Genomic DNA, 12,113 nt, shown 5'->3' on the forward strand with positions numbered 1-12,113 from the left:
CCCCCCCCCCGCCCCCCCCCCCCCCCCCCCCGCTCCCACAAGGTCATTCGAACAGTCAAGTCAGTGGTCATCCCGGACGTCGCTGGGCTAAGGTGTAAAGACATCCTGGCCTATCGAGTCTCCATGCGCTTCCTCGCCCGCACCCACCCTCGCCTGTCTGCCGCCGCTCTGGTTGGCCTTGCCACCGGTCTTCTGGTGCCTGCCGACTCCGTAGTCAGCAAAATCCTCATCGGCTGGAACGCCGGCGTCTGGACCTACCTGATCCTGATGTTCTGGCTGACCGTTCGCGCCAAAGCGCCAGACGTCAAACGCATCGCCGTCGTCGAGGACGAAAACGCCGGACTGGTGCTGTTCGTGGTGTGTATCGCGGCGTTGGCCAGCCTGGCCGCCATCACCCTGGAGCTGGCCGGCACCAAGGATCTGGATACCCATCACAAACTGCTGCATTACGCGTTCACCGCAGTCACCGTGGTAGGTTCGTGGCTGCTGATCGGTGTCATTTTCTGCGTGCACTACGCCCGTCTGTTTTACACCTGGGATGGCAAGGAACCGGCTCTGCGTTTCGCTGAAGGTCTGACCACGCCCAATTATTGGGACTTCCTGTATTTCTCCTTCACCATCGGCGTGGCCGTGCAAACCGCCGATGTCGGCGTCGGCACCCGAGACATGCGCAAAATCGTGCTGGCGCAATCGTTGATCGGATTCGTCTTCAACACCGCTATTCTGGGCTTTTCGATCAATATTGCTGCGGGCCTGTTTGGCTGACGGTGGCGCGGATATTTCAATAACGCTGAGCGCCGCCCGTCGGCGCCAAATTGAAGTACGAAGCGCATTCACTTGACGGAGTGTCGGCTTCTAGTGTTTCCTGAAACCGGTTTCAGCGTCATCGAGGCGCCTGAAACGGATAAATCCAATAACAAGGTTTCAGACCGTGAATGACTTTTCCGCCGCCCAGCGCAGTCGCGTGACGATGCTTGATGTCGCTGAACACGCCGGCGTCTCCAAGGCCAGTGTCTCGCGCTTCATCGGCGATGACCGTGCGCTGCTCTCTGATGCCACTGCCCTGCGCATCGAACAAGCCATCGCCGAACTGGGCTACCGCCCGAACCAGATGGCCCGTGGCCTGAAACGCGGGCGCACGCGCCTGATCGGCATGCTGGTGGCCGATATCCGCAACCCCTATTCGATTGCCGTCATGCACGGGGTGGAAACCGCCTGCCGTGCGCATGGCTACAGCCTGGTGGTATGCAACACCGACCGCGATGACGAGCAGGAACGCCAACACCTGGCGCTGTTGCGTTCGTACAACATCGAAGGGCTGATCGTGAATACCCTCGGCCATCACCGTGACGAACTGCACGAACTGCACCGGGAAATGCCGCTGGTGCTGGTGGACCGCAAGGTCGAAGGACTCGACAGCGACATGCTCGGACTGAACAACCCGCAGGCTGTCGAGATGGCGCTGACGCACCTCGAACAGCGCGGCTACCGCGATGTGTTGCTGGTGACCGAACCTTATGACGGCACCAGTTCGCGGATCGAGCGGGTCAGCAGTTTTCAGACGCAGATCGCCCAGCGCTCCGGGTTGACCGGGGCGGTGCTGGAAACCGGCGACGCACTCGCTACGCATCTGCAAGACTTCTTGAACACCACGGCTACCGGCCCCAAAGCACTGTTCTGCGCCAACGGCGTGGCGGCGCTGGCCTGCACCCTGGCCTTGCGCGAAGTCGGTTGCCGGTTGTTCGAAGATGTCGGGCTGATTGCCCTGGACGATCTGGATTGGTATCCGTTGGTGGGCAGCGGGATTACCGCCCTCGCCCAGCCAACGGCCGAGATTGGCGCGCGGGCATTTGATTGTTTGCTCAAGCGCTTGCGGGGGGATGTTGAGCCCACCCGCAGATTGGATTTTGCGCCGGTGTTGGTTGAGCGCGGTTCTACCCGAGGGAATGGTGGTGTTTGAGCTGACGCCTTCGCTGGCAAGCCAGCTCCCACAGGTGTTTGTGGTGTTAATGCAATCCATCCAATACCCCCAGAACATTGTGGGAGCTGGCTTGCCAGCGATGAGGCCCGAAAGGCCATCACAGAACCACCTGATATTTTTTTGAATAAAAATGAAACCGGTTTCAGAGGTAAATAACAATGAATAAACCCGCCGTTTCCATCAGCCTGTCCAGCTACGGCGCCGAACTTGTGCGCCAACGCGGGCAGGACTTCTTCATCGACGTGCTGGCCGCGGCCGGCGCCGATCGCATCGAGTGGCGCGAAGAGCTGCTGACCCGCGAAGTGCCCGCGCAACTGAATGCCGCTACCCAGGCGAAGGGCCTGCAAAGCATCTATTCCTCGCCGACCGAGCTGTGGCTCGCCGGTCAGGTGCGGCCCAATCCCGAGCTGATCAACGCCCTGCAACACGCAGAAGCATTCGGTTCGAAATGGCTGAAAGTCTCGCTCGGTTACTTCACCGACAACTGTGATTTGCAGGTGCTGAAACAGCTGCTCGGCGCCAGCCCGGTGCAACTGCTGGTGGAAAACGACCAGACTTTGCAGGGCGGCCGCATCGAACCGTTCCAGCGTTTTTTCGCGGCGGTCGAGCAGCACAACTTGCCGATCAAGATGACTTTCGACATCGGCAACTGGCAGTGGCAAGACCAGTCCGCGCTCAACGCCGCACGCCTGCTCGGGCGTCATGTCGGCTATGTGCACTGCAAAGCCGTGGCCCGCCGTGCCGACGGCAAACTGGTGGCGGTGCCACCGGCCGTCAGCGACCTGCATCTTTGGGAACAACTGTTGCGGCACATGGCCCAAGGCGTTATGCGTGCCGCCGAATACCCGTTGCAGGGCGATGACCTGGTGGCGTTGACCACCGAACACGTCGCCGCCCTCGCCCGCCTTGGCCAATCCCGTCTGGAGCCTGCCCATGTCTGACATCGATATTCTATCGTTTGGCGAAACCATGGCGATGCTGGTCGCCGAACAAACCGGTGATCTGGCCGAAGTCGAACACTTTCACCGGCGCATTGCCGGCGCCGACAGCAACGTGGCGATTGGTCTGTCGCGCCTGGGTTTCAACGTAGCCTGGCTGAGCCGCGTTGGCGCCGATTCGCTGGGGCGCTTTGTGCTGGAAACGTTGGCCAGCGAAGGTCTGGATTGCAGTCATGTCGCGGTCGACAGCGCACATCCGACCGGTTTCCAGTTCAAGTCGCGCACCGACGATGGCAGCGACCCGCAGGTCGAGTATTACCGTCGCGGTTCGGCGGCCAGTCATCTGTCCGTTCAATCGATCAGCGAAACGCTGCTCAGCGCGCGTCATCTGCACGCCACCGGGATTCCACCGGCGCTGTCGGCCACTGCTCGGGAAATGTCTTTCGAGCTGATGACACGCATGCGCCATGCCGGGCGCAGCGTGTCGTTCGACCCCAATCTGCGCCCAAGCCTGTGGGCCAGCGAGCAAGAGATGATCCGCGAGATCAACCGCCTCGCCGCCCTCGCCCACTGGGTACTGCCGGGTTTGAGTGAAGGTCGGCTGCTGACCGGGTTCGAAGACCCGGCGGACATTGCGGCGTTTTATCTCGATCAGGGCGCTGAAGCCGTGGCGATCAAACTCGGGCCGCAAGGTGCCTATTACCGCACGCAACTGGATCAGGGGTTTGTCGCCGGGGTACCGGTGGCCAACGTCGTCGATACCGTGGGTGCGGGTGATGGCTTTGCGGTCGGCATGATCAGCGCCCTGCTGGAGCATCACAGTTTTGCCGAGGCCGTGCAGCGCGCGAACTGGATTGGCAGTCGGGCGGTGCAGAGTCGCGGGGATATGGAGGGGTTGCCGACCCGGTCTGAACTCGTCGTTGAATTCGAAACCGCTTTCGCGAGCAGGCTCGCTCCCACATTTGGAATGCATTCCCCTGTGGGAGCGAGCCTGCTCGCGAAGAGGCCCGCTTGATCACCGCAAAAATTTGAACCTGCTGCGACAAAAACAACAAGCTCAGGAGCAACACCATGAAAACCGCAACCCTCGCCGCCCGCCGCTGGTGGTACATCATGCCCATCGTGTTCATCACCTACAGCCTGGCGTACCTCGATCGCGCCAATTACGGCTTTGCCGCCGCGTCCGGTATGGCCGCCGACCTGATGATCACCCCGGGTCTGTCTTCATTACTCGGCGCGCTGTTCTTCCTCGGCTACTTTTTCTTCCAGGTGCCGGGGGCGATCTACGCGCAAAAGCACAGTGTGAAGAAGCTGATCTTCTTCAGCCTGATCTTCTGGGGCGGCCTCGCCACGTTGACTGGCGTGGTCTCCAACGCCTACTGGCTGATCGTGATCCGCTTCATGCTCGGCGTGGTCGAAGCCGCGGTCATGCCGGCAATGCTGGTCTACCTGTGCCACTGGTTCACGCGTGCCGAACGCTCACGGGCCAACACCTTCCTGATCCTCGGCAACCCGGTGACCATGTTGTGGATGTCGGTGGTTTCCGGCTATCTGGTGCAACACTTCAGTTGGCGCTGGATGTTCATCATCGAAGGTTTGCCGGCGGTAATCTGGGCGTTTATCTGGTGGAAACTGGCCGATGATCGTCCCGCTCAGGCCAAGTGGCTGAGTGAGCAGGAAAAGCACGATCTGGAAAGCGCCCTCGCCGCCGAACAGGTCGGGATCAAAGCGGTGAAGAACTACGCCGAAGCATTTCGTTCGCCGAAGGTGATCATTCTGGCGCTGCAGTTTTTCTGCTGGAGCATCGGCGTCTACGGCTTCGTGCTGTGGTTGCCGTCGATCCTCAAGGCCGGCGCGCAGATGGACATGATCGAGGCCGGCTGGCTGTCGGCGCTGCCGTATCTGGCGGCGGTGATCGGCATGCTCGCGGTGTCGTGGGGTTCGGACAAACTGCAAAAGCGCAAACGCTTCGTCTGGCCGCCGCTGCTGATCGCCTCCATTGCGTTCTACGGCTCTTATGCTTTGGGCGCCGAGCATTTCTGGTGGTCGTACACGCTGCTGGTAATCGCCGGTGCTTGCATGTACGCGCCGTATGGGCCGTTTTTCGCCATCGTTCCGGAGATCCTGCCGGCCAACGTCGCCGGCGGTGCCATGGCGCTGATCAACAGCATGGGCGCGCTCGGCTCGTTCGGCGGCTCGTATCTGGTCGGCTATCTGAACAGCTCCACCGGTTCGCCCGGTGCCTCGTACCTGCTGATGAGCGGCGCGCTGCTGCTGTCTGTGGTGCTGACGATTTTTCTCAAGCCCGGCGCCAGTGACCGCGTCGTGGCCAAAGCCGTTGTCACGCGTCCCGTGCCGGCGCATTCCTGAAGAGATTTTTGTTCATGAAAAAACATGTCGTGCTGTACAAAAAACTGTCGCCAGCGCTGATGTCGCGTCTGCAGCAACAGTGTGAAGTGACGCTGATCGAAAGCCTCGACGCTGACGGCCTGATGAAACTGCGTGACGCCCTGCCCGGCGCCCACGGTTTGCTTGGCGCCAGCCTGAAACTCGACGCGGCGTTGCTCAACCTGGCGCCGCAACTGCAGGCGATTGCCAGCGTTTCGGTGGGCGTCGACAACTACGACATCGATTACCTGACCCGGCGCAAGATCCTCCTCAGCAACACCCCGGACGTGCTCACTGAAACCACCGCCGATACCGGTTTCGCGCTGATCCTCGCCACGGCCCGGCGCGTAGTCGAGCTGGCGAATATGGTGCGCAGCGGCCAATGGCATCGCAACATCGGCCCGGCGCATTTCGGCACCGATGTGCACGGCAAGACCCTGGGCATCATCGGCATGGGGCGCATCGGCGAGGCGTTGGCGCAGCGCGGGCATTTCGGTTTTGGCATGCCGGTGCTTTACCACAGTCAGTCACGCAAACCGGCGGTCGAGTCGCGTTTTGCGGCGCAGTACCGCAGTCTTGAAGCGCTGCTGCAAGAGGCCGATTTCATCTGCCTGACCCTGCCGCTGACCGCGCAAACCGAAGGCCTGATCGGCGCCGAGCAGTTTGCGCTGATGCGCCCGGAAAGCATCTTCATCAATATCTCTCGCGGCAAAGTGGTGGATGAGGCAGCGCTGATCGACGCGTTGCGCCATCAGCGGATTCGCGCGGCGGGGCTGGATGTGTTCGAGCGTGAACCGCTGAATCATGATTCGCCGTTGTTGCAGTTGAACAATGTGGTGGCGACGCCGCACATGGGTTCGGCGACGCATGAGACGCGCGAGGCGATGGCGCGGTGTGCGGTGGACAATCTGCTTGCTGCTTTGGCTGGGGAGAAGCCTGTAAATCTGGTGAATCCGGTGGCTTGGCAGGGCTGAAAAATGTGCTGAATGGCAGATTGCATTCGCGAGCAAGCCCGCTCCCACAGGGTTCGGTGTGTACAGATAACATTATGTACACACCTATCCACTGTGGGAGCGGGCTTGCTCGCGAAGAGGCCAGTTCAGGCAACACAACACTGTCAGGCACTACGCGCCTGCAACAGCTGCACCGCACACAACGCAATCCGCGCGCAGGCATCGGCCAGTTTCACCCGGTCCAGCACCAGCCCGATGCGAATATGCCCCGCCGCACTCGGCCCGAACGCTTCGCCGGCCAACACCGACACCCCGTACCCTTCCAGCAACCGCTCGGCAAATGCCTGCGCGCCATACCCGGTCTGGCGCACATCGACCATCACGAACATCCCGCCATCCGGGCGGATCGGTTGCAACCCCGGGCAACCACGCAAGCGCTCGCACACCAGATCGCGGCGCAATCGATACTCGTCGCGCATCTGCGTCACCTCCGGCAGATCGCTTGCCAACGCGACCTCCGCGGCTTTCTGCACAAAATCCGGCAGACCGAAGAGCATGCTCAACGACAGGTTCACCAGATGCTCGGCCAGCACCTTCGGGCCGATCGACCAGCCAATGCGCCAACCGGTCATGGCATGGGATTTCGACAGACTGTTGATGGTTGCGGTGCGCTCGGCCATGCCCGGCAGGCTCGCCGGGCTGATGTGCTCGCCTTCGTAGAGCAGATCGCTGTAGACCTCGTCACTGATCAGCCATAAATCGTGACGCACGCACAGCGCCGCCAGCTCTTGCCAGATCAGCAAGGAAAGGCTTGCGCCGGAAGGATTGTTGGGGCTGTTGAGCAACAGGGCACGGGTTTTCGGCGTGATTCGTGCCGCAACATCGGCGGGATCAACGCGAAAGCCGTTCTCCGGCTTCACAGGCACCGGCACCACCGTCGCACCGCAGGCGCCGAACACACCTTCATAAGTCACGTACATCGGCTCGGCGACGATCACCTCGTCCCCCGGGTCCAGCAGACACTGAGCCACCGAATACACCGCGCATTGCGCGCCGGGCAGCACGATCACGTGCTCGGCATCCACCACCTGACCGCTGCGCCGCTGGTGGCGCGCGGCAATCAGCTTGCGCAGCGCCAACCGGCCACGCACTTCGGAATAATGCGTATCGCCCGCCAGCAGGCTATCGATGGCGCCGTGGATGATCGGCAGCGGCGTGTCGAAATCCGGATCGCCCACGCTCAGCAGCAGGATATCGACACCCTCGGCGCGCAACTCCAGCGCTCGGTCATGAATCTGCCAGGCCGCTGCTCCCTCCCCGGCGATTCGTTGGGTCAAGGCTGAATAGCGCATGCACGTCTCCTGATTGCGCGGTCTCCAGCCTTCACCCTATCTCAAATCACAAAACGCGCCACCATGGCATTCAAATCCACCGCCAGACGCGACAGTTCATGGGTGGCGGCGCTGGTCTGGTTGGCCCCGGCGGCCGATTGGGTGGCCAGATCACGGATGTTGACCAGGTTGCGGTCGACCTCACGCGAGACCTGCGCCTGTTCTTCAGAGGCACTGGCGATGACCAGGTTGCGTTCGTTGATCTGGTGGATCGACTGGGTGATCTGTTCCAGCGCCACACCCGCAGCGCGGGCCATTTCCAGGGTGGTCTGGGTGCGCTGGTTGCTTTGCTGCATCGACGAAACCGCTTCGCCGGTGCCGTTCTGGATGCCGGCGACCATTTTTTCGATTTCCTGGGTCGATTGCGCGGTGCGATGGGCCAAGGCGCGCACCTCGTCCGCCACCACGGCGAAACCGCGTCCGGCCTCACCGGCACGCGCCGCTTCGATCGCGGCGTTGAGGGCCAGCAGGTTGGTCTGTTCGGCAATGGCGCGGATCACGTCCAGCACTTTACCGATGTCGCGGCCCTGCGCGGCGAGGCCTTCGATCATTTGCGCGGTGCTCTGCACGTCATGGGTCATGGTCTGGATCGCGTCGACGGTCTTCACCACTTGATCGCGACCTTCACGAGCGGCCTGGGTCGACTGGTTCGACGCTTCGGACGTCGACACCGCGTTGCGTGCCACCTCTTCCACGGCGGCGGTCATTTCGTTGACGGCGGTGGCGGCCTGTTCGATCTCGTTGTTCTGCTGTTGCAGGCCACGGGAGGCTTCTTCGGTGACCGCGCTCAGCTCTTCGGCCGCCGCGCCCAACTGAGTCGCGGAACCGGCGATCTGTTCGATGGTTTTACGCAGGTTGATCTGCATCGTGGACAGGGCCTGCAGCAACTGCGTAGCTTCGTCCTTGCCATCGACTTCGATGGTTTTGCTCAGGTTGCCGCTGGCGATGGTTTGTGCGGCTGCCACTGCGCGATTGAGCGGTGTGACGATGCTGCGAGTCAGCAGCAAGGCCAGCAATACCGTAGCGAGCGCAGCGACGACAGCAACGATAACGATGCCGGTAATGGCACTGTCGTAGTGCTCGCCGGCCTGACCGGAGGCGGTTTTCGCGTCAGCGGAGTTGATTGCGATCAGTTTGTTGAGCTGCTCGCCCATCTGATCGGTGCCGTCCTTGATGCGCGTGTTGATCAGGGTGCGCATCTCCTCGATCTTGTCCTGACGCGACAGTTCCATCATCTGGTTTTGTGCTTGCAGGTAGTTGTCCAGTGTCACGGCGAAGGCCTTGTACTGCGCCAATTCTTCACCACCGGCAGGCAGTGCGGCGTAGCTGGCCTGGGCGCTGCGCACTTTGTCCACCAGCTCGTTGATACGGCCCTCAGCATCCTGCAACGCTGCCGGCTCACGATTGATCAGCACACGGAACGAGAGAATCCGCAGACGCAGAACGTTTTCAGTCACTTTGCCAAGGTAGGCAACGCTGGGCAGTTGATTGGTCTCCATGTCGATGGAAGCCTGGCGGATGGTCGACATGCGGTTGACGGCGAACACACCAAGGACAATCACCAGCAAGGCGATAAAGGCAAAACCGAGGAAGGCACGGGGCGCGATATTCAGGTTACGCAAGGACATGGTTGGACTCTCGGATAGAGGTAGCTGCGAGCGTCCTTGCCGTCATCACTGACCCCTGGGGCGGGTTCAGTCCGGCGTCACCATTCGAGGGAATCTGTGTGCGCCTGATCTCTGTATCGGCTGGGCTTTAGGAAGATTTCGTGTAAAGCGAAAATATTTTTCAAGGTGTTTCAACGCTGAAACACCTTGCGATCCCCCTGTAGGAGCTGCCGAAGGCTGCGATCTTTTGATCTTGTTTTTTTTTGAACATCAAAATCAAAAGATCGCAGCCTTCGGCAGCTCCTACAGGGTTTGCTCAGGATTTCGCTGCCATCTGCCAGACGCGGGCAATGTCAGTCGCCCGTTCGCGCAACAGGCGCGGGGCTTCGGCGCAGGCCTGTTCCAGGGTCATCGGGCCGCTGGTCACGGCGAATGCCGCATCGATACCGTGCTCGTAGAGTTCCTGATAACCCTCGCCCAGCGTGCCGGCGATGACAATGACCGGGACATCGTGTTGTTTGGCAATCCGCGCCACGCCGAACGGGGTCTTGCCGCGCAGGGTTTGCGCGTCGAACCGCCCTTCTCCGGTGATCACCAGATCGGCGCCGTTGACCGCTTCGGCCAGCCCCACCAACTCGGCCACCACTTCAACGCCGGCCTGAAACTGCGCTCCGAGAAACGCCTTCGCCGCAAAGCCCAATCCACCTGCCGCACCGCTGCCCGGTTCATCGCGAACGTCCTTGCCCAACGCTTGCGCGCAGAGCTCGGCGAAGTGTCCCAGCGCCTGATCCAGTTGCTGCACCTGGACCGGTGACGCGCCCTTTTGCGGGCCGAAAATCGCCGAGGCACCGTGCGGCCCGCACAGCGGATTGTTGACGTCGGCGGCGATGTCGAAGCGCACCTGCTTCAGACGTGGATCAAGTTCACTCAAGTCCAGCCGCGCCAGTTGCGCCAATGCCAGACCGCCCGGCACCAGCGCTTGGCCTTGCGCATCGAGCAATTTCACCCCGAGCGCCTGCATGGCGCCGGCGCCGCCGTCGTTGGTGGCGCTGCCGCCGATCGCCAGAATTACCCGTTGCGCGCCGGCATCCAGCGCGGCGCGAATCAGTTCACCGGTACCGAAGGTGCTGGTGATGCAGGCATCGCGCTGCCCCGTAGGCACCAGTTGCAAACCACTGGCCTCGGCCATTTCGATGATCGCAGTGTGGTTATGTGGCAGCCAGCCCCATGCGGCGTCGACCGGTGTACCCAGCGGCCCGCGCACCCGGGTGCGGCGCAGTTCACCTTCACACGCGGCAAGAATCGACTCCACTGTGCCCTCGCCACCGTCGGCCATCGGGCACTTGACCAATGTCGCCTGCGGCCAGACTTGCGCCAGCCCCAGCGCAATGGCTTCGGCAACGCCTTGGGCACTCAGGCTGTCCTTGAACGAATCGGGGGCGATGACGATTTTCATGCGAATTCTCCAGTTCCAATGCTCCTCATGCTGCCAGTCGGCATGCGCATTGACGCCTGTCCGCTGCACAAGCGCGGTGGGCGTTTATTGTTCTTTTCTACAAAAGCCCAGCGAGATATGCGCTGGATGTACCGGCCTCTTCGCGAGCAAGCCCGCTCCCACCCTGGAATGCGTTCCTCCTGTGGGAGCGGGCTTGCTCGCGAAGGCGTCGGTGAAAACACCCAATCAACCCGGATCAGTCTGCGGCAACAACTGTACGCCAAGGTACAACGCCAACATCCCGTCCAGCCGCAACGGATCAACCCCGCTCAACTCGGCAATCCGCTCCATCCGGTAACGCAGACTGTTGCGATGAATGCCCAGCGCATCGGCGCACGCCTGGCTCTGCCCATCATGCTCACACCAGCTGCGCAGGGTCGCGAGCAACTGGCCGTTGCTGTCCTTGGCGATGACCTTGCGCAACGGTTTGAGCAATTCATCCAGCGCATCATCGTTGCGATGGCGCCAGAGCATCACCGGCAGACGATAGCGATTGAGCGTCAGCAATCGCGAGTGCGGCAACACGTCCCGGCCATAAGCCAGCAGATCGCCGACCCGCCGATAACAGCGGCGCAACCCTGCCAACCCGTCCGCCTGCCCGCCAACGGCGATGCGCAGAATGTTCCAGCCCAGGCCATCAAGCTTTTCCAGCAGACGATCATGCTCAACCGTCTGCCCCGCCGGCCGACACCACAGCAGTGATGACTTGGCGGAGCTCACGCACCAGCTATCCGGATACCGCGAGGTCAGCCATGCGCTCAACGCCTCGACGGTCTGCCCCGGCCCGTGCTCCAGACCCAGTTCGAACAGATACGGCACCCGGGTCAGTTGCGGCTTGAGGCCCAGCTGCTGCGCCTCATCTACCAAGCGCGGCGAGTTCCCCGCTTCGCTCAACAGCAACGCCAGCAGGTCATCGCAACGTTGCCGCCGCCATTGCTGCTCGGCCTGCTGATTGCGCTGGCCGACCAGCATTTCCGCAGTCATGCGCACCAACTCGGCGTAGGTGCGCAGTTGCTCCGGTTCGCCGGTAATGCCAAGCACACCGATCAAGCGCTGATCGAGCAACAGCGGCAGGTTAATCCCCGGCTGCACACCTTTCAGATGCACGGCGGTTTGCGCGTCGATCTCCACCACTCGCCCGTTGGCCAGCACCAGTTGCGCACCTTCGTGACGGGTGTTGATGCGCTCCGGCTCACCACTGCCGAGGATCAGGCCCTGGCTGTCCATGACGTTGACGTTGTACGGCAAAATGGCCATGGCCCGGTCGACGATATCCTGGGCAAGATCGTGATCGAGTTCGAACATAACGACTAGAATCCTTTAAAACAGGCGCGGACGGTTGTTCACGCGCACAGGGTCT

9 protein-coding genes and 2 pseudogenes are annotated in these 12,113 nt (G+C 61.6%); 6 read left to right on the top strand and 5 right to left on the bottom strand.

Features of this window, described 5'->3' with window-relative positions; genetic code table 11:
* The first annotated feature begins 123 nt into the window (after positions 1-123).
* From NTD85_RS02605 to NTD85_RS02630, 6 genes are all read left to right on the top strand, one after another.
* The gene (locus NTD85_RS02605; RefSeq protein WP_003224657.1) at positions 124-765 is read left to right on the top strand and encodes a DUF1345 domain-containing protein; all 642 of its coding nucleotides are present in this window, start codon (positions 124-126) and stop codon (positions 763-765) included.
* A 166-nt stretch (positions 766-931) separates the two neighbouring features.
* Positions 932-1,960 (top strand): LacI family DNA-binding transcriptional regulator, encoded by a 1,029-nt coding sequence (locus NTD85_RS02610; RefSeq protein ID WP_315975096.1) that lies wholly within the window; start codon positions 932-934, stop codon positions 1,958-1,960.
* Between the two features lie 179 nt (positions 1,961-2,139).
* Positions 2,140-2,922: a sugar phosphate isomerase/epimerase family protein gene (locus NTD85_RS02615; RefSeq protein ID WP_262141346.1), complete on the top strand. Its 783-nt coding sequence runs from the start codon at positions 2,140-2,142 to the stop codon at positions 2,920-2,922.
* Entirely contained in the window at positions 2,915-3,934 is a 1,020-nt protein-coding gene (locus NTD85_RS02620) for a sugar kinase (protein WP_262141347.1), read from the top strand. Before NTD85_RS02615 ends, NTD85_RS02620 begins: the two co-directional genes overlap by 8 nt.
* A gap of 56 nt (positions 3,935-3,990) precedes the next feature.
* Complete coding sequence (locus NTD85_RS02625) at positions 3,991-5,289, top strand: MFS transporter (RefSeq protein ID WP_103521730.1); 1,299 nt, start codon at positions 3,991-3,993, stop codon at positions 5,287-5,289.
* Positions 5,290-5,303: 14 nt separating this feature from the next.
* Complete coding sequence (locus tag NTD85_RS02630; RefSeq protein WP_262141348.1) at positions 5,304-6,281, top strand: 2-hydroxyacid dehydrogenase; 978 nt, start codon at positions 5,304-5,306, stop codon at positions 6,279-6,281.
* Positions 6,282-6,424: 143 nt separating this feature from the next.
* Here NTD85_RS02630 and NTD85_RS02635 read toward each other — a convergent pair whose 3' ends face one another.
* From NTD85_RS02635 to NTD85_RS02650, 5 genes and pseudogenes are all read right to left on the bottom strand, one after another.
* Positions 6,425-7,612, bottom strand: a complete 1,188-nt coding sequence (locus NTD85_RS02635; protein WP_262141349.1) for a pyridoxal phosphate-dependent aminotransferase — start codon at positions 7,610-7,612, stop codon at positions 6,425-6,427.
* 41 nt (positions 7,613-7,653) lie between these two features.
* A pseudogene (locus NTD85_RS27690) lies at positions 7,654-8,142 on the bottom strand (methyl-accepting chemotaxis protein); the annotation flags it as partial.
* A 369-nt stretch (positions 8,143-8,511) separates the two neighbouring features.
* A pseudogene (locus NTD85_RS27695) lies at positions 8,512-9,279 on the bottom strand (MCP four helix bundle domain-containing protein); the annotation flags it as partial.
* Positions 9,280-9,574: 295 nt separating this feature from the next.
* A complete protein-coding gene (locus NTD85_RS02645; RefSeq protein ID WP_262141351.1) occupies positions 9,575-10,714 on the bottom strand; it encodes a glycerate kinase in 1,140 nt (379 codons plus the stop codon).
* Positions 10,715-10,939: 225 nt separating this feature from the next.
* Positions 10,940-12,058, bottom strand: coding sequence for a sugar diacid recognition domain-containing protein (locus NTD85_RS02650; protein WP_262141352.1), 1,119 nt, complete (start codon positions 12,056-12,058; stop codon positions 10,940-10,942).
* Positions 12,059-12,113: the final 55 nt, after the last annotated feature.

It is taken from the genome of Pseudomonas sp. 13B_3.2_Bac1 (assembly GCF_025466205.1).
In the GTDB taxonomy this organism is placed as follows: Bacteria; Pseudomonadota; Gammaproteobacteria; order Pseudomonadales; family Pseudomonadaceae; genus Aquipseudomonas; species Aquipseudomonas fluorescens_H.

What these genes read in the sequence shown, in the direction of transcription:
- NTD85_RS02605 (WP_003224657.1), top strand. Translation starts at nt 124, where the DNA reads ATGCGCTTCCTCGCCCGCACCCACCCTCGCCTGTCTGCCGCCGCTCTG.
- NTD85_RS02620 (WP_262141347.1), top strand. Translation starts at nt 2,915, where the DNA reads ATGTCTGACATCGATATTCTATCGTTTGGCGAAACCATGGCGATGCTG.
- NTD85_RS02630 (WP_262141348.1), top strand. Translation starts at nt 5,304, where the DNA reads ATGAAAAAACATGTCGTGCTGTACAAAAAACTGTCGCCAGCGCTGATG.
- NTD85_RS02635 (WP_262141349.1), bottom strand. Translation starts at nt 7,612, where the DNA reads ATGCGCTATTCAGCCTTGACCCAACGAATCGCCGGGGAGGGAGCAGCG.
- NTD85_RS02650 (WP_262141352.1), bottom strand. Translation starts at nt 12,058, where the DNA reads ATGTTCGAACTCGATCACGATCTTGCCCAGGATATCGTCGACCGGGCC.
- NTD85_RS02645 (WP_262141351.1), bottom strand. Translation starts at nt 10,714, where the DNA reads ATGAAAATCGTCATCGCCCCCGATTCGTTCAAGGACAGCCTGAGTGCC.
- NTD85_RS02615 (WP_262141346.1), top strand. Translation starts at nt 2,140, where the DNA reads ATGAATAAACCCGCCGTTTCCATCAGCCTGTCCAGCTACGGCGCCGAA.
- NTD85_RS02625 (WP_103521730.1), top strand. Translation starts at nt 3,991, where the DNA reads ATGAAAACCGCAACCCTCGCCGCCCGCCGCTGGTGGTACATCATGCCC.